Below are 18,495 nucleotides of genomic sequence, written 5' to 3' on the forward strand. Positions count from 1 at the left end.
CATGACTGAAGGTGCCATGACCCACAACGCTTCGCGGACCCCGGTACTCCTGCCCCGGACAGGCATCGGCATCGACGTGCACGCCTTTGCCCCGGACAGCGACCCGCAGCCGCTCTGGCTGGGCGGGCTTTTCTGGGAGGGGCAGCAGGGCCTCGCCGGCCATTCCGACGGCGATCCCGTAGCGCACGCCGCCGCCGACGCACTTTTCTCCGCCTGCGGAATCGGTGATCTGGGCACTCACTTCGGCACAGACCGGCCCGAATTCGCCGGGGCCTCCGGAGTCACGCTTCTGGCCGAAGCAGCCCGGATCGTCAGGGCAGCGGGCTTCGAGATCGGCAATATCGCGGTGCAGTTCGTGGGCAACCGGCCCAAGTTCGGCCCGCGCCGGGAAGAGTCCCAGCGAGTCCTCACCGAGGCCGCAGGAGCCCCGGTCAGCGTTACGGCCACCACCAGCGACGGCCTCGGCTTCACCGGCCGCGGCGAAGGCATTTCCGCAGTAGCCACGGCCCTGGTCTACCCGGCAGCGTAGCTGCCCCCGGTGTAACCGGCCTGCAGGGCGGCTGTCCGCACCTGCAGCCAAATCGCCTACGCTGGAATAAGTACCAGTACCGCAATCTCAGGAGACCCGCCGTGAAAAAGCTGCTTCCCGCCGTCGTGATCGCAGGGATGCTTCTGGCCGGCTGTGCCGGCAGCCCCCGCATGAGCGTGGAGGAGAGCTGCAAGTTCCTGCAGGGCGACACGTTCAAGCCCACGGGCAACCAGCAGCAGCAGGCAGACCAGATCGCCAAGCACTACCAGGAAGTCGCCGACAAGGTGGCCCAGGACGTCGCCGACCCCATCCAGAAGATGGCCGACATCATGAAGCAGGTGGCCGGCACCTCGCTGGGAAACAAGAGTTCGGAGCAGACGGCTGAACTCGCCAAGCAGAACAACCGGATCGGCGAAGTCTGCAAGTAAGCGGGGACATTGGCATCGGCTAATCTGGAGCGGTGACCCTGCGCTTTTACGACACTGCATCCGCCGAAGTCCGCGACTTCGTTCCCCTGGTACCGGGAAAGGTAAGCCTGTATTACTGCGGTGCCACGGTGCAGGGAATGCCGCATGTGGGGCACATCCGCTCCGCCATCGCCTTCGACCAGCTCACCCGCTGGCTTGAGTACCGCGGCTTCCGCGTCACGGTGGTCCGCAACGTCACCGACATCGACGACAAGATCCTCGCGAAGTCCGAGGCATCCTTCCATCCCGACTTCGAGCAGGAGCCCGGCGCCGTGCCGGAGGAGGAATGGTGGGCGCTGGCCTACCGCTACGAGCAGGAGTTCCTCAAGGCCTACGACACCCTCGGCGTGTCCCGGCCAACGTACGAGCCGCGGGCAACCGGCCACATCCCGGAGATGCACGCACTGATCCAGCAGCTCATCGACCGCGGGCACGCGTACCCCGCCCTCGACGGCTCCGGGGACGTCTACTTCGACGTGCGCTCCTGGAACAAGTACGGCGCGCTGACACGGCAGAAGATCGATGACATGCAGGGCGCCGCGGACGCCGACCCGCGCGGCAAAAAGGACCCCCGGGACTTTGCCCTCTGGAAGGGCTACAAGGAGGGGGAGCCGACGACGGCGAGCTGGGTTTCGCCGTGGGGGGCCGGCCGGCCGGGCTGGCACCTCGAATGCTCGGCGATGGTCACGAAATACCTTGGCACCGAATTCGACATCCACGGCGGCGGCCTGGACCTGCGCTTCCCGCACCACGAAAACGAGATGGCGCAGTCCCAGGCTGCAGGCCACGGCTTCGCCAACTTCTGGATGCACAACGGCATGGTCACCTACCAGGGCGAAAAAATGTCGAAGTCCGTCGGCAACACCGTCAGCCCGGCCGAGATGCTGGAAATCGCGCCGCCGCGCGTGGTCCGTTACTACCTGGGCCAGGCACAGTACCGCTCTGTGCTGGACTACCAGCCGACGTCGCTGCAGGAGGCCGCGGCCGCCGTCGAACGCATTGACGGTTTCGTCGCCCGCGCCGTCCGCGCGCTGTCCAACGACGGCGCCCTGCTGTTTGGCAGCGACGGCACCGTTCCGGAGGCGTTCGCCGCTGCAATGGACGACGACCTCAACGTGCCGCAGGCCCTTGCGGCGCTGCACGACACAGTCCGCGCCGGAAACTCGGCCCTCACCGATGGCGACCTGACGGCGACGCGGCAGGCCCTGGCCAGCGTGACCGACATGCTCAGGGTCCTGGGCATCAGCGAAGCCGCGCAGCCCGCCGTCGACGACCAGGCCACCAGTGCGCTCGGGACGCTCATTGAAGCGCAACTCGCCGCCCGCGCCGAGGCCCGTTCCAAGAAGGACTGGGCTGCCTCCGACGCAATCCGGGACACCCTTGCGGCGGCCGGCGTCCTGGTCGAAGACAACGCTGACGGCGCCACCTGGAGCCTGCAGCGCGGCTAGCCTCCGGGGGTCAGCGCCCGCCCGGTCAACGATTTGAGGTCAGTCAGTAGACTGGAGTCCAGACTTACTCAATACAACCAAGGGTGGAATTCATGGCCAACAAAGGTCGCCCGGGCGCAGTCCGCAAGCTCAAGAAGGGCCCCACCACCGGAACCGGTGGCCACGGCCGCAAGGCTCTCGAAGGCAAGGGGCCAACCCCCAAGGCCGAGGACCGCCCCTACCACAAGGCGCACAAGAGCAAGCAGCTCGCGGAGCGCTCCGCAGCAAAGCGACCCGCTGGTGCAGGCGGCACCCGCAGTGCCGGTGCCCGGTCGGGCCCGAAGGGGCGCGCCACCGAAGAGGTCGTCACCGGCCGCAACTCCGTCGTAGAGGCCCTGCGCGCCGGCATTCCGGCCAAGGCGCTGCACGTGGCCATCCGCATTGAGATGGACGACCGCGTCAAGGAGTCGCTGAAGATCGCCGCCGAACGGGGCATTCCGCTGCTGGAAACCGGCAAGCCCGAGCTGGACCGGATGACCGACGACGCCGTGCATCAGGGGCTCGTGCTGCAGATTCCCCCGTACGAGTACCAGGACGCCTACGACCTGGCCGAAGAGACAGTGGAAGGCTGGAAGAAGGGACACATCGCGAACGCACCCCTCTTCGTTGCCCTGGACGGCATCACCGACCCCCGCAACCTCGGCGCGATCATCCGCTCGGTCTCGGCTTTCAGCGGCCACGGTGTCATCGTCCCTGAGCGCCGCTCCGTGGGCGTCACGGCCGCCGCATGGAAGACCAGCGCCGGCGCCGCGGTCCGCGTTCCTGTGGCCCGCGCCTCCAACCTGAACAACGCCATCAAGCAGTTCAAGGACATGGGCGTCTTCGTGCTGGGACTCGACGGCGACGGCGACGTCTCGCTGCCGGATCTCACCGTTGCCACCGAACCCGTGTGCATCGTGGTCGGCTCCGAGGGCAAGGGCCTCAGCCGCCTCGTCCGGGAGAACTGCGACCAGATCGTTTCCATCCCGATCGACTCCGCCATGGAATCCCTGAACGCCTCCATGGCGGTCGGCATCTCCCTCTACGAAGTCTCCCGCCAGCGCGCCGCCATGTAACCACGGCAAACGCTCCCTCAGCTTTCGCAGGGAAACGGCAAACGCTTCCTCAGCTTCCGCAGGGAAACGGCAAACGCTTCCGCACCTTGGTGCGGAAGCGTTTCGTTTAAAGCGGCAGGATCTGCAGGAGGGTCAGTGTTATTCCTGCAAGATCTGAGGAAGGGTTTTGTCCCCTAAAACTCCCGGCGGTTGGCCAGGACCGGGAGCTTGGTGCGGGCTTCCTTGACCAGAGCGGGGTCCAGGTCGGCGAACAGGAGGCCGGGGGCGCCGTCGAGCTCTTCGAGGACCTGCCCGAAAGGCGAGACGACCGCACTGTGCCCCACGCCCGTGGGCGCCGCGCCCCGGGGTTCGATGCCCTGGGTGGCGGGATCTCCCTGGCCGCAGGCGAGGACGTAGGTGGTGGTGTCCACGGCGCGGGCACGGGCAAGGAGCTGCCACTGGTCAACCTTGCCCGGGCCGGAGCCCCAGGACGCGCAGACGATGTTGGCAACGGCTCCGCGATCAGCGTTGGCCGTGAAGAGGGCCGGGAAGCGGATGTCGTAGCAGGTGGCCAAGCCAAAGGTGAGGCCGCCGACGTCGAACGTTACGGGGCCGGTCCCAGCGTCCACGGTGTCCGACTCCAGGAACCCGAAGGCGTCGAACAGGTGCACCTTGTCGTAGCTGGCGTCCACGCCCGGCCCGGCCACCAGCAGCGTATTGCGGACTTTTGTCTGCCCTTCGGACGGCGATGAACCTGGGGTGAACATTCCGGCAACGATTACTATCCCCAACTGGTCAGCGATCGAGCGGACGCGGCTGGCCCAGGGGCCGTCCAAAGGCTCGGCGATGTCCAGCAGGGAATTGCCGAATGCCCGCATCGTGGCCTCGGGGAAAACGACGATCTCGGCGCCCCCGTCCTTGGCGCGGCGGGCATATTCCTCGACCACGGTGAGGTTCCCGGCCACATCCCTGCCGGTGATGACTTGAGCCAATGCAATCTTCACGAAAACCTCCACGTCGGTGCGTCATTACAGCGTTCAGCGGTACCGCCACGTTCCCCGCATGCGTAACATGCCGGAATAGATCAGCTATTTCGCTGTGACAGATAAGCTTTAATTGATGGTAATGCCCCTTTTAGACACAGCCTTGACGGCGGACGACCCCCAGGCCTTTCCCCTCGGGGTCAGCGAAGCGCGCCAAGTTCCCGGCGGAGACGGGGCATCAAGCGGCCGTGCAAGGGTCGCCGTTTATGCGCCCGGCATCACCAAGCTGGAGGTGGCTTACCAGGCGCCCGGCCAAAGCTGGCGCCTTCAGACCCTGTCCGGCCTTCCGAACGGCGTCCACCACGGCGTGGTGGACGGATTCCCCGTGGGCTCACGGTACGGCTTCCGCGCAGCCCCCAAGGGCGAAGAGGTCCTGCCGCTTGCGGTTTTCACGGTTGATTTTGACGACGACGGCGGCAGCCGGCAACCGCTGTTGCTGGACCCTTACGGCCGGGCCGTCGACGAACGCGACGGATTCCTGACCAGCGTCAGGATGTCTTCTGACTTCGACTGGGCCGCTGACGAGAAACCGAATACACCGTGGCGCAACACCATCGTCTACGAGGCACACGTCCGCGGACAGAGCATGCTCCATCCGGACATCCCGGAGGCCCTGCGCGGCACGTACGCCGGCATGGCCCACCCCGCGATGATCGAGCACCTCACCGGTCTCGGCATCACAGCGCTGCAGCTGCTGCCCGTGCATTTCCACCTGGACGAGCCACACCTCCAGAACCTCGGCCTCACCAACTATTGGGGTTACAACACGGCAGCGTTCTTTGCCCCGTACCCCGGGTACGCCACCAAGTCGGCCCAGGAAGCCGGGCCGCAGGCCGTCCAGGACGAGTTCAAGGGAATGGTCAAGCTGCTGCATGCGGCCGGCCTCGAGGTCATCCTTGACGTCGTCTACAACCACACGGCCGAAGGCGGGCCCGACGGCCACACCCTGAGCTTCCGGGGCCTCGGCGAGCAGAAGTACTACCGCACCGACGGCAACGGAAGATACGTCGACACCACAGGCTGCGGCAACACCCTTAACTTCGGCGAACCCCGCGTTATCCAGATGGTGCTGGACTCCCTGCGGTACTGGGTGGACGAGTTCCATATCGACGGTTTCCGCTTCGACCTGGCGGTCACGCTCTGCAGGAACGCAGCCAACGAGTTTGACCCCCACCACCCCTTCCTCGTGGCGGTCGCCGCGGACCCAGTGCTCTCCCGCGTCAAACTGATCGCCGAACCGTGGGACGTGGGCTACGGCGGCTGGCAGACCGGCCGGTTCCCCAGCGGCTGGGTGGATTGGAACGACCACTACCGCGACGCCGTGCGCTCCTTCTGGGTGGCGGACCGTGCAGCGCTCGACAACGGCGGCCGGGGCGCCTCCGTGGCCCGGCTGGCCGATGCCCTGTCCGGCTCGGCGAGCCTGTTCGAACCGTCGGGCCGCTCGCGGCTGGCCTCGCTGAACTACATCACCGCCCACGACGGCTTCACCATGACCGACCTCGTGTCCTACGACCGCAAGCACAACGAGGCGAACGGTGAGCAGAACCGGGACGGGCACGGCGACAACCGCAGCTACAACCACGGCTTCGAAGGACGCACCGAGGACGAGGGCATCCTGGCGCGCCGCGCCCAGAGCAAGCGCAACCTCATGGCCTCGCTCATGATTTCCCTCGGCGTTCCCATGATCACGGCTGGGGACGAGCTCGGGCGCACCCAGCAGGGCAACAACAACGCGTACTGCCAGGACAATCCCCTCACCTGGGTTGACTGGACCAGCACGCCGGAATCCCATGCGATGTTGCGGAGCACCAAGCGCGTTATCCGGCTCCGCAAGGAGTTCCTGACCGCCCAGCCGCACAACTACCCCGTCCGCGACGCCCGCTCCTACCTGTACTGGTATGACCAGGGCGGGCAGCCCATGACCATGGAACGGTGGAACGATTCGGGAAACCGGGTGGTTCAGCTGCTGCTCGGTTCCGATGACGGGCACGTGGCCGGGCTCATCGTGGTCAACGGCGGTCCCGAGGATATCGAGGTCACCCTTCCGCAGGTCACCAACGACGACGGCACCGGCAAGCGGGTCTTCGATCTGCGCCTCACCACGTCCGAGCTCCACGACCGGCGCCAGGGCGCCCTGGTCGTTTCCGGCGAGCCTGACGAGGTGCAGGCCTACACCATCAACATTTACCGCACATAACTTACAGGGAAACGGGCATGCGCAGGCGTTGGACTATCGGAACGCTGCTGCTGGGGCTTGCCGTGGCTGCCCTCGCGGTCTTCAACCTTTTCATCGCGCCGGGCGGCACACCGCCCGCTGCGGGTCCGCAGGGAACGGCGACGTCGGCACCCACCGCGCGTCCGACATCGGCACCCGCCGCAGCGCCGCCGTCGGCCGGCATGGGGACTGGCGTCCCGAACGTGTCCGGCCTCCCCGCCATCCGGGAGTCCCAGCTGCCGGCCGAAGGACGGCGGACCCTCGCCCTGATCCGGCAGGGCGGCCCCTACCCGTACACCCGCGACGGGGTGACGTTCGGCAACTTCGAGCGCATTCTGCCCCGCAAGGCCGGCGGATATTACAAGGAGTACACGGTGCCGACGCCCGGCGAGTCGGACCGGGGCGCCCGCAGGATCGTGGCAGGACAGTCCGGCGACAAGTACTACACGCCGGACCACTACGAATCGTTCAAGTTCATAGCAGAAGGCAAATAGCACCATGAAGATCTATTCCGGCGACACCTGGACCCTCGAAGAACTCCGGGAGCAGGTGGCCGACGCCGGCCGCCGGAGCCTGCTGGTCCCTGCCGCCGACTCCAAGAAGTCCGTGCTCGCCGCCTTCGGCGAGGCCCTGGATTTTCCGGAGCACTTCGGCGTGAACTTCGATGCGCTCAACGACTCCCTGCATGAGTTCGCCGACGCCATTTCCGACGACGGCGCGAAGCCCCTGACCGTGATCTGGCAGGTCCCCGCGGCCTTCCGCGCCGACCGCTCGTTCGGCGTTATCTGCGAGATCCTCCAGGACGCCGAGAGCTACGCCGGCAAGGACCTTGCCGTTATGGCCGTGCTGATCTAGCCCGCCGCGGAGTTCGGCGTCGGGCTAGCGGACCTACGCGTTGACGATCAGCCCCAGCTCAGCCTTGGACGCGAGGGCGTCATGCTTGGGGAGCACTCGCACGGTGTAGCCGAAGGACCCGGAGCGGTCGATGACGACGGACCCGGCGAAGAGGTGGCGTCCGTTTCCGAGCTCCTCCTTGGCTTCCAGTTCCACCATGGTCACGTTGGCGAGTTCGTCGCTTTCGGCTGCCTGCCCGTACGCCACCTCCACCGCCACGTCCTGCGGGGACAGGTTGTGCAGTCCCACGTAGGCGTGGACCTGGAGGGTGTCACCGATCTGCGGGTCCTCCGAGACGCCCAGCGAGTCCACGTGCTCCACGTGCAGCTGGGGCCAGGCCGCCCGGACCTTGGCGACCCACGCCGCCAGCGCCTTGGCCTGAGCGTAGGAGCCTGCCACCGCTTCGCGTCCCGAAACCGCCGCGGGCCGGTACAGGACGTTGACGTAGTCCTGCAGCATCCGTTCGGCCGAGACCGCCGGGCCCAGATGGGCCAGCGTGTGCTTGATCATGGAGACCCAGTGGGTGGGGATCTTCTCGTGGCCGGACTCGGACGGCCCTGCGGCGCCGGCCGCTTCGGAGACGGTGTTGCCGTAGAACCGCGGCGCCACCTGCGTCTCGAGCAGCTCGTACAGCGCCGCGGCCTCGATGTCGTCGCGCTCATCGGCGGACGCGCCGTTGTTGGCGGTGGGGATCGCCCAGCCGTTTTCGCCGTCGTACATCTCATCCCACCAGCCGTCCAGGACGGACAGGTTCAGCGACCCGTTGATCGCGGCCTTCATGCCGGAGGTGCCGCAGGCTTCGAGCGGCCGCAGCGGGTTGTTCAGCCAGACGTCGCAGCCCGGGAACAGCGTCCGGGCCATGGCGATGTCGTAGTTCGGCAGGAAGACGATGCGGTGCCGGACGGCGGGATCGTCAGTGAAGCGGACCAGGTCCTGGATCATCTTCTTGCCTGCGTCGTCCGCCGGGTGGGACTTGCCCGCGATGACCAGCTGGATGGGGTGTTCCTTGTGCAGCAGCAGCGCCTTCAAGCGCTCCGGGTCACGCAGCATGAGGGTCAGCCGCTTGTACGTGGGCACGCGCCGGGCGAACCCGATGGTCAGGACGTCCGGGTCCAGCACCGAGTCCGTCCACGCCAGCTCGGCATCGGCTGCGCCGCGCTTTTTCCACGCAGCCCGCAGCCGGCGCCGCACATCCTCCACGAGGGAAACGCGCATCTCACGCCGGAGCGCCCACACCTCGGCGTCGGAGACGTTGTAGGCGAGGTCCCAGCGGCCCATCACCTCAGCTTCGGGTCCAAACCGCTCACGGGCGAGTTTCGCGATCCGGGGATCAACCCAGGTTGGCACGTGCACGCCGTTGGTCACGGAGGTGATGGGCACCTCCGAGTGGTCGAATCCCGGCCACAGCGCCGAGAACATGCCGCGCGAGACTTCGCCGTGGAGCTTGGCAACACCGTTGGCCCGCTGTGCGAGGCGCAGGCCCATCACGGCCATGTTGAAGACGAAGGGGTTGCCCTCGCTGAAGTTCTCCCGGCCCAGGTCGAGGATCCGCGACGTGGGAACGTCCGGCGCCAGGCCGGCTTCGAAGAAGTGCTGGATCTGTGCGGCTTCGAATCGGTCGATGCCGGCCGGAACAGGCGTGTGGGTTGTAAACACCGTGGACGAGCGTCCGGCGGCGAGGGCCTCGTCGAAGGTCAGCGCCTGCTCGCCGGCCATCAGCTCCTGGATCCGTTCGACGCCGAGGAATCCGGCGTGGCCCTCATTCGTGTGGAACACCTCGGGCGCGGGCGTGCCGGTGAGCTTCTGGTAGGCGCGCAGCGCCTTGACCCCGCCCATGCCCAGCAGCAGTTCCTGCTGCAGCCGGTGGTCGCCGCCGCCGCCGTACAGGCGGTCGGTGATGCTGCGGGCGGCGTCGTCGTTTCCGGGAACGTTGGAGTCCAGCAGCAGGAGGGGGACGCGTCCGACGTCGGCACGCCAGATGTGTGCCGCAAGGTGCCGCCCGTTGGGCAGAGGCAGGGAGATCTCCAGCGGCTTGCCGTTGCCGTCCGCGGCGGGCTCCCGCAGCAGCGTCAGGGGCAGGCCGTCGGGGTCGATGACTGGGTAGGTCTCCTGCTGCCAGGCGTCCCGGGAGAGTGACTGCTTGAAGTAGCCGGCCTGGTAGAGCAGCCCGACGCCGATCAGCGGCACGCCGAGGTCGGAGGCGGCCTTCAGGTGGTCGCCGGCGAGGATGCCGAGGCCGCCCGAATATTGCGGCAGGACTTCGGTGATGCCGAACTCGGGGGAGAAGTAGGCGATTGAGGCGGGGGCGTCGCTGCCCAGCCCCTGGTACCAGCGGGGTTCCGTGAGGTACCGGTCCAGGTCCGCGGCTGCCGCCTGCACCCGGGCCACCACGGCCTGGTCTATCGCGAGCCGGTGCATCTCCTCACGGCCCACCAGGCCTAGGAAGCTGACCGGGTCATTGCCGCATTGGGCCCAGACGCGCGGGTTCAGGCTTTCGAACAGTTCCCGGGTGGGCCGGTGCCAGGACCAGCGCAGGTTGGTCGCCAACCGGGCCAGCGGCCGGATCGGCTCGGGAAGAACGGTACGGACGGTAAATCTGCGGATTGCCTTCACCTGCGCCACACTAACCGACTGGGTGAACGGCAGGAACCGCTTTTGATTACTTTCCGGTAAATGACGAATCGCTTCAGTAATTAAGTTCGCAGGCTTAGCAATTCGCCCCATTTCTCGCTAACGTCGAGGCTGTGACGACTAACACGCGAACCAGTGCCCCAGCAAAGCAAACGCCGAAAGTTTCGATCACGGAAGGCCTTCGGTTTGGCCGTTTCCCTATCACCGACGTTCAGCCTGTTGTCGAAGGGGGGAAGTTCCCGGCCAAGGCGCTGCCCGGTGAAGGAATCGTGGTCAGCGCCAGGTCCTTCCGCGAGGGCCACGACCAATTGGGCGTCAGTGCGGTCCTCCTGGATCCGAAGGGCAACGAGCGCCAGCGGGTCCGGCTCCAGCCGCCGTCCGGGGACCGGGGCAAGGGAACCGACCTTTGGGAAGGCCTGCTCACCCCGGAATCCACCGGGAACTGGTCGTTCGTCATCGAGGCCTGGCATGACCGCTACGGCACGTGGCACCACAACGCCGAGGTCAAGGTGGACGCGGGCATCGACGTCGAGCTGATGCTTGCGGAGGGGTCCGCGCTGCTGTTGGAGGCCGCCGAGGAGCCGGACCGGAACGATGCCGACCGGCAGACGCTGCGCTCTGCAGCCACCATCCTTTCGGACACCTCCTTGTCGCCCGAGGACCGCCTGGCCGCAGGTTTCAGCCGGGACGTCGCCGGCGTGGTTGAGCGCGAGCCGATCCGTGAGCTTGTCACCGTCTCCGAACCGTTTCCCCTGCTCGTAGAGCGGGACCGCGCAGGCCGCGGGTCCTGGTACGAGTTCTTCCCGCGCTCCGAGGGCGCGGTGCGCGACCCCGGCACGGGCGCCTGGACGTCCGGCAATTTCCGGACCGCCGCCAACCGGCTTGATGCCGTGGCCGGCATGGGCTTTGACGTCATCTACATGCCGCCGATCCACCCGATTGGCGTGCAGCACCGCAAGGGCCCCAACAACACGCTGATCGCCGGCCCAAACGATCCCGGGTCGCCGTGGGCCATTGGCGCCAAGGAAGGCGGGCACGACGCCATCCACCCCGACCTCGGAACCTTCGAGGACTTCGACGCCTTCGTGGCGCGGGCGAATGAGCTCAACCTGGAAGTAGCGCTCGATTTGGCACTCCAGGCCGCCCCGGACCACCCCTGGGTCACCGAGCACCCGGAATGGTTCACCACCCGCGTGGACGGCAGCATCGCGTATGCCGAAAATCCGCCGAAGAAGTACCAGGACATCTTCCCGCTCAACTTCGACAACGACCCTGAGGGCCTGTCCAAGGAAATCCTGCGGATCGTCCAGCTATGGGTCAGCCACGGCGTGAAGATCTTCCGGGTGGACAACCCGCACACCAAGCCGGTGTGGTTCTGGGAGTGGCTCATCGGCAAGGTGAACAAGAAGGACCCCGACGTCGTCTTCCTGGCCGAGGCCTTCACCCGTCCCGCCATGATGCACGCGCTGGGCAGGGCAGGCTTCCAGCAGTCCTACACCTACTTCACGTGGCGCAACACCAAGAAGGAACTCGAGGAGTACTTCCACCACGTGAGCCGCGAGTCGGCTGCCTTCTTCCGGCCCAACTTCTTCGTCAACACCCCGGACATCCTCACCGAGTACCTGCAGTACGGCGGGCCGGCGGCGTTCAAGATCCGTGCTGCCCTGGCGGCAACCGCGAGCCCGCTGTGGGGCGTGTACGCCGGCTACGAACTGTACGAGCACGTGGCCCGGCCCGGTGCCGAGGAGTACATCGACAACGAGAAGTTCGAGTACAAGGCCCGCGACTGGGACGCTGCCTCCGCCTCCGGCCGGACCCTCGCGCCGTACCTGACCAGGCTCAACGAAATCCGCAAGGCCCACCCGGCGCTGGGGGATCTGCAGAACCTCACCGTGCACCAAAGCACGGACGATGCCACGGTCGTCTACTCCAAGCACAAGACTCTCCCGGACGGCACGAGGGACACCATCATCGTGGTGGCCAACGTGGACCCGCACAGTGCGAGGGAAGGCATGGTGTCGCTGGATCTGTCCGCGCTGGGGCTCGACCCGGCCGACCTCACCCCGAACGGCGGATTCTGGGTGGATGACCTGATCTCCGGCGAGTCGTGGGAATGGGGGGAGTACAACTACGTGAGGCTGGATGCACATGTTGAACCTGTACACATCCTGAGCATCCGGAGGTAGCCGCCAGTGAGTTTCAGTCCGCAGAGCCCCACCAAACACTTCACCCCCAAGAGCACGTTTGAGCTGAATGCACCGGGTTTGCAGCATGATCCGCTGTGGTACCGGAAAGCGGTGTTCTACGAAGTGCTGGTTCGGGGCTTTGCGGACGCCAACGGCGATGGTTCGGGCGACTTCCACGGGCTGATCGAGAAGCTGGACTACCTGCAGTGGCTGGGCGTGGACTGCCTGTGGCTGCCGCCGTTCTTCCAGTCACCCCTGCGGGACGGCGGGTATGACATCTCGGACTACAACTCCGTCCTGGACGAGTTCGGCACCATCAGCGACTTCAAGCGGCTGGTTGCCGAGGCGCATGCACGCGGCGTCCGGGTCATCATCGACCTCCCGCTGAACCACACCTCAGACCAGCACCCCTGGTTCCAGGAGTCCAGGAAGGACCCTGACGGTCCCTTCGGTGACTTCTACGTGTGGAGTGACACGGACGAGAAATACCAGGACGCGCGCATCATCTTCGTGGACACGGAGGAATCCAACTGGACCTTCGACCCCATCCGGCGGCAGTTCTTCTGGCACCGGTTCTTCAGCCACCAGCCCGACCTGAACTTCGAGAACCCGAAGGTCATCGACGCTGTGTTCGACGTCGTGCGGTTCTGGCTGGACCAGGGGATCGACGGGTTCCGGGCGGACGCCATTCCGTACCTGTTCGAGGAGGAGGGGACCAACTGCGAAAACCTCCCGGCCACGCACGAGTTCCTGCGCAAGCTGCGGAAGATGGTGGACGAGAGCTACCCCGGCCGCGTCATCATCGCCGAGGCCAACCAGCCGCCCAACGAGGTGGTGGAGTACTTCGGCACCGAGGAGGAACCGGAATGCCACATGGCCTTCCACTTCCCGATCATGCCGCGGCTCTACTACGCGCTGCGTGACCAGAAGGCGGCCCCCATCATCGAGACGATGCACGACACCCCGGCCATCCCCGCCGGCGCGCAGTGGGGAACCTTCCTGCGCAACCACGACGAGCTGACGCTGGAAATGGTCACAGCCGATGAGCGGGCCGCCATGCTCGGCTGGTACGCGCCGGACCCGCGCATGCGGGCCAACATCGGCATCCGGCGCAGGCTAGCGCCGCTGCTGGACAACTCCAGGGCGGAAATCGAGCTCATCAACGCCCTGCTGCTGTCCCTGCCGGGGAGCCCCTTCCTGTACTACGGGGACGAGATCGGGATGGGCGACAACATCTGGCTCGAGGACCGTGACGCCGTCCGCACCCCCATGCAGTGGAACCCCGACCGCAACGCCGGCTTCTCCAACGCCGACCCGGGCAAGCTGTACCTCCCGGTGATTCAGTCGCTGGTCTACAACTACGCCATGGCGAACGTGGAGGCCGAGGCCGCCCATTCCGGATCGCTGCTGCGCTGGACCCGGCAGATCCTCAGCGTGCGGAAAAACCACCCGGCGTTCGGACTCGGGGCGTTCAAGCATGTGGAGGCGGACCACGAGGTGGTGCTGGCCTATCTCCGCGAACTGCCGGAGGGCAACGCAGCCGGCGAACCGGCGGAATCCATCCTGTGCGTCTTCAACCTTTCCCAGCATCCGGTGTCCACCACGCTGAGGCTTCCGGACTTTTCCGGGCGGGGCCTGCGGGACGTCTTCGGAGGCCAGCCGTTCCCCGGCATCAGTGCTGACGGCCAGCTGACGCTGACGCTCGGCAGCCATGACTTCTTCTGGCTGCGCGTGCGGGCTACTGCTTCCAACCCAGCTTCACCCTTTACGCAAGCGATGCCGATACTGTCGATTGAGGGATGAGATGACCCAAACAACACTGACACCCACACTCGAACAACTGCTCCGCGACTGGCTTCCGGCCCAGCGGTGGTTCCCGGTGAAGTCCCCGGAATTCACCCTGGCGCCTGTGGGCGGCCTGGTCCTGGACGATTCCACCGGGCAGGCCGGCCTGGAGGTGTTCCTCGCGTCCGTTGACTCCAAAACGGCCGAAGGCGTCTCCCGCACCGACGTCGTCCAGATCCCGCTCAGCTACCGCAGCCAGCCGCTGCCGGGCGCCGAACGGGCCCTGATCGGTGAAAGCGACGACGCCGAACTGGGGCACCGCTGGGTCTACGACGCCGTCCACGACCCCGCCTTCATTGCCGCATGGCTGGATCTGATGCGGACGGAGGAAGCCGCCGGCACCGCCAGCGGCCACCTTGCCGGGGCCGGCCAGCCGCTGCCGCAGGCCTCCGGGACGGTGCGTGTCCTGTCGGGCGAACAGTCCAACACGTCGGTGATAGTGGACGACGGCGACTCCGCGGCCATCGTGAAGTTCTTCCGTGTGCTTTCGGCCGGGCGAAACCCGGAGGTGGAGGTCGGCGCCGCGCTGTCCGCGGCACGCACCCCGGAGGTCCCCGCCACGCTGGGCTGGGTCACCGGCGAGTGGTACCCGCAAGGGCAACTTCGCCAGGGCGAGCCCGCATCGGGCGGCCCTGCCCAGGGCGAACTGGCAGTCGCCCACGAATTCCTGGCCGGTGGCCGGGACGCGTGGCGGCTCGCCGTTGACGCGGCGGCCGGGGGAGTGGACTTCACGGCCGAGGCGCATGCCCTTGGCCATGCGACGGCCACAGTCCACCGCAGGCTCGCCGAAACGCTGGGTGTTTCGGCCGAAGCGGTTCCGGGCGGGGATATTGCCCCCGGAGTAGCCCGGCGCGTGCGCCAGACGTGGGCGGAGGCGGGACCCGCCGTCGGGCCTTACGAAGAAGGGCTGGAAAGCCTGCTCAGCCGGCTCGAAGGCACCCCGGCCGGGGCGCTTCAGCGCATCCACGGCGACCTCCACCTCGGCCAGATCCTAAAGGTTCCCAGCGCCGAAGGCGGCCGCGACCGGTGGGCCATCCTCGATTTCGAGGGGGAGCCGCTCCGGCCAATCTCCGAGCGCAACTTCCCCGACGACCCGCTCCGGGACGTGACGGGCATGCTGCGCTCCTTTGACTACGCGGCGGGCGCCGCCGAAAGGGAACAGCCGGACGTCCGCGTCCCTGAGTCCTGGGTGGACGACTGCACCGAGGCCTTCCTGGCAGGCTACGCGGAAGTAACTCCCGGTACGGTGGACCGTAAGTCGCCGCTCTTTGTGGCATTGTGGCTGGACAAGGCGCTCTACGAAGTCGTGTACGAGTTGCGCAACCGGCCGGGCTGGTTGGCCATTCCGGTGAATGCGGCCAGGCGGCTCCTCAGCACTAAAAGCTCCGGCGAACCGGCCGGAGCAGCAGCGGAAGGTAAGAACATGACAGGCTCTGCACACACCGACAGCCCCCACGCACCGTTGCACGTGGACGCGCACACGCTCTCACGCGTCGGGGCCGGTGAACACCACGCGCCGCACTCGGTGCTTGGTGCCCATTTGGACGACTACGGTCACGTAACCATCCGCACCGTCAAGCACCTTGCGGAGGCGGTCAACGTGGTGACCCAGGCCGGAACCGTGCCCATGACCCACGAGGCCGACGGCGTCTGGGTGGCGGTGCTGGAGCCGTTGCAGCACGGCCACGTGCCGGACTACCGCCTTGAGGTGACGTACGAGGACGCCGCGCCGGTGACCGTGGACGATCCGTACCGCTACCTTCCCACCGTGGGCGAAGTGGACCTGCACCTGATCGGTGAAGGACGCCACGAGAAGCTCTGGACCGTACTGGGTGCGCACGTGCAGCACTACAAGTCCTCGATGGGCGACATTGACGGCGTGTCCTTTGCCGTGTGGGCCCCCAACGCAGAAGCGGTCCGGGTCAAGGGCGATTTCAACGCTTGGGACGGGCGGGAAAACTCGCTGCGGTCCCTCGGCTCCTCGGGCGTCTGGGAACTGTTCATCCCGGGTGTCCCGGCCGGCGCCTGCTACAAGTACGAAATCAAAACCAAGGGCGGTTACTGGGTAGAGAAGGCCGACCCGCTGGCCTTCGGCACCGAGGTGCCGCCGCTCACCGCGTCCAGGGTTGTCGAGTCGCATTACCGGTTCCAGGACGCGGACTGGATGAAGGAACGCGCCGCCGCGGATCCGCACAACTCGCCCATGAGCGTCTACGAGGTCCACCTCGGATCCTGGCGCCTGGGCCTGGGCTACCGTGAGCTGGCCAAGGAACTCGTCGAGTACGTGAAGTGGCTCGGGTTCAGCCATGTCGAGTTCATGCCCGTGGCCGAGCATCCCTTCGGCGGCTCCTGGGGCTACCAGGTCACCTCCTACTACGCGCCCACGTCCCGCTTTGGGCATCCCGATGAGTTCCGGTTCCTCGTGGACTCGCTCCACCAGGCAGGCATCGGAGTGATCCTGGACTGGGTGCCGGCACACTTCCCGAAGGACAACTGGGCCCTGGCGCAGTTTGACGGGCAGCCGCTCTACGAACACGCTGACCCGAACCTTGGCGAGCACCCGGACTGGGGCACCCTCATCTTCGACTTCGGGCGCACCGAGGTCCGGAACTTCCTCGTGGCCAACGCGCTGTACTGGCTCGAAGAGTTCCACATCGACGGCCTGCGCGTGGACGCGGTCGCGTCCATGCTGTATCTGGACTACTCGCGGGAAGATGGCCAGTGGCAGCCCAACCGCTTCGGCGGCCGTGAAAACCTGGAGGCCATCTCGTTCCTCCAGGAGACCAATGCCACGGTGTACAAAACCCACCCCGGCGCCGTGATGATCGCGGAGGAATCCACCGCCTTCCCCGGCGTCACAGCGCCCACCAGCCAGGGAGGCCTCGGCTTCGGCCTCAAGTGGAACATGGGCTGGATGCACGACTCGCTCAAGTACACCTCCGAAGACCCGGTCAACCGTAAGTGGCACCACGGAACGGTCACGTTCTCCCTGGTGTATGCCTTCACCGAGAACTTCCTGCTGCCCATCAGCCACGATGAGGTGGTCCACGGCAAGGGGTCCATGCTCCGCAAGATGCCGGGCGACCGCTGGCAGCAGCTGGCCAACCTCCGCGCCTTCCTTGGCTACCAGTGGGCGCACCCGGGCAAACAGCTGATCTTCATGGGCACGGAATTCGGCCAGGAAGCCGAGTGGTCAGAGCAGCACGGCCTCGACTGGTGGCTCGCCGACATCCCGGCGCACCGCGGCGTTCAGCTCCTCCTCAAGGAACTGAATGAGCTGTACAAGTCCACGCCGGCGCTGTACTCCCGGGACAACGAGCCCGGCGGGTTCCAGTGGATCAACGGGGCCGACGCTGACCACAACGTCCTGACCTTTGTCCGTTGGGACACCGAGGGCAACCCGCTGGTCTGTGCCGTCAACTTCTCCGGCGGCCCGCACAAGGAGTACGCCCTGGGCGTGCCCTCGAGCGGAGCTTGGACCGAGGTCCTGAACACAGACTCCGAGGACTACGGCGGATCGGGCGTCCTCAACGGCGGCACGCTGACCGCAGAGGACGAGGGCATGGACGGCCAGCCGGCAACTCTTACGGTTACGCTGCCTCCGCTGGGCGCCGCGTACTTCAAGCCTGCTGAGTCCAGCGTGATCACCTCGGCGGCCGCAGCCAGGGCGAAGGTTACGGAGGCTGATTCCATCTTTGCCGGGCCGACGGCTGCGGAGACCCGGGCCGCTGGTACCCGGGCCGCTGAGACCGGGTCTGCTGAGACCGGAGTTGTTGAGACCGGAGTTGTTGAACCGAGGGGTGTTGAACCGAAGGGTGGGACCGGGAAAGCTGTTCTGCCCGGCGGGCCCCTCGCCTAAGTCCCGACGCATCGCTCATCGGAACGCTCCTGTAAGTCCTGGCGGACCGCTGGTCTAAGACCCGGCGGAGGCCGGCCACCCGGGTGGTTGCTTCTCTAGAGGAGGGTCCGGAATCCCATGGGATTCCGGACCCTCCTCGGCGTTGCCCCGGCGCAGTTGGCATTCGGCCGAGGTAGTGGTAGAGTTTATTTTTGCGCCGCTCCCCGGAGCGAGTCGGCAAGGTGATCCGGAAGCCAACAGGCTGGGCCGGATGAAAACCGCCGATTTGACTCGGATGAAGCGAGCGGGTAAGTTTGAAAAGTTGC

At 66.5% G+C, this 18,495-nt stretch carries 12 protein-coding genes; 10 read left to right on the top strand and 2 right to left on the bottom strand.

Annotated elements, in window-relative coordinates:
* Position 1: 1 nt before the first annotated feature.
* The 4 genes from ispF (at position 2) to rlmB (ending at position 3,538) form a co-directional block, all read left to right on the top strand.
* A complete protein-coding gene (ispF, locus tag J7I85_RS19080) occupies positions 2-529 on the top strand; it encodes a 2-C-methyl-D-erythritol 2,4-cyclodiphosphate synthase (protein WP_374102498.1) in 528 nt (175 codons plus the stop codon).
* A gap of 101 nt (positions 530-630) precedes the next feature.
* The gene (locus tag J7I85_RS19085; RefSeq protein WP_214855337.1) at positions 631-957 is read left to right on the top strand and encodes a hypothetical protein; all 327 of its coding nucleotides are present in this window, start codon (positions 631-633) and stop codon (positions 955-957) included.
* Positions 958-989: 32 nt separating this feature from the next.
* Positions 990-2,444 (top strand): cysteine--tRNA ligase, encoded by a 1,455-nt coding sequence (gene cysS, locus J7I85_RS19090; RefSeq protein ID WP_214855340.1) that lies wholly within the window; start codon positions 990-992, stop codon positions 2,442-2,444.
* Positions 2,445-2,536: 92 nt separating this feature from the next.
* A complete protein-coding gene (rlmB, locus tag J7I85_RS19095) occupies positions 2,537-3,538 on the top strand; it encodes a 23S rRNA (guanosine(2251)-2'-O)-methyltransferase RlmB (RefSeq protein WP_214855365.1) in 1,002 nt (333 codons plus the stop codon).
* Positions 3,539-3,711: 173 nt separating this feature from the next.
* On the opposite strand, the gene J7I85_RS19100 is transcribed toward rlmB, so the two are convergent.
* Positions 3,712-4,521 (bottom strand): carbon-nitrogen hydrolase family protein, encoded by an 810-nt coding sequence (locus J7I85_RS19100; RefSeq protein ID WP_214855368.1) that lies wholly within the window; start codon positions 4,519-4,521, stop codon positions 3,712-3,714.
* A gap of 115 nt (positions 4,522-4,636) precedes the next feature.
* Here J7I85_RS19100 and glgX point away from each other — a divergent pair, with 115 nt between their 5' ends.
* Genes glgX through J7I85_RS19115 form a run of 3 tightly spaced genes read left to right on the top strand, consistent with a single transcriptional unit; the run spans position 4,637 to position 7,630 of the window.
* Complete coding sequence (gene glgX / locus J7I85_RS19105; protein ID WP_214855380.1) at positions 4,637-6,757, top strand: glycogen debranching protein GlgX; 2,121 nt, start codon at positions 4,637-4,639, stop codon at positions 6,755-6,757.
* Between the two features lie 17 nt (positions 6,758-6,774).
* Entirely contained in the window at positions 6,775-7,269 is a 495-nt protein-coding gene (locus tag J7I85_RS19110) for a ribonuclease domain-containing protein (protein ID WP_214855383.1), read from the top strand.
* Between the two features lie 4 nt (positions 7,270-7,273).
* Positions 7,274-7,630: a barstar family protein gene (locus J7I85_RS19115; RefSeq protein ID WP_214855398.1), complete on the top strand. Its 357-nt coding sequence runs from the start codon at positions 7,274-7,276 to the stop codon at positions 7,628-7,630.
* Between the two features lie 33 nt (positions 7,631-7,663).
* Here the strand turns inward: J7I85_RS19115 and glgP are convergent, their stop codons facing one another.
* Complete coding sequence (glgP, locus tag J7I85_RS19120; protein WP_214855401.1) at positions 7,664-10,282, bottom strand: alpha-glucan family phosphorylase; 2,619 nt, start codon at positions 10,280-10,282, stop codon at positions 7,664-7,666.
* Positions 10,283-10,413: 131 nt separating this feature from the next.
* Between glgP and J7I85_RS19125 the strand changes: the two genes are divergently transcribed.
* The 3 genes from J7I85_RS19125 to J7I85_RS19135 are packed head-to-tail and all read left to right on the top strand — an operon-like array spanning position 10,414 to position 18,190.
* Positions 10,414-12,486 (top strand): alpha-1,4-glucan--maltose-1-phosphate maltosyltransferase, encoded by a 2,073-nt coding sequence (locus tag J7I85_RS19125; RefSeq protein WP_214855404.1) that lies wholly within the window; start codon positions 10,414-10,416, stop codon positions 12,484-12,486.
* A gap of 6 nt (positions 12,487-12,492) precedes the next feature.
* Entirely contained in the window at positions 12,493-14,289 is a 1,797-nt protein-coding gene (treS, locus tag J7I85_RS19130) for a maltose alpha-D-glucosyltransferase (protein ID WP_214855421.1), read from the top strand.
* 1 nt (position 14,290) lies between these two features.
* A complete protein-coding gene (locus J7I85_RS19135) occupies positions 14,291-18,190 on the top strand; it encodes a 1,4-alpha-glucan branching enzyme (RefSeq protein WP_214855424.1) in 3,900 nt (1,299 codons plus the stop codon).
* Positions 18,191-18,495 lie beyond the last annotated feature (305 nt).

Source organism: Arthrobacter sp. ISL-65 (assembly GCF_018613795.1).
Lineage (GTDB): Bacteria > Actinomycetota > Actinomycetes > Actinomycetales > Micrococcaceae > Arthrobacter.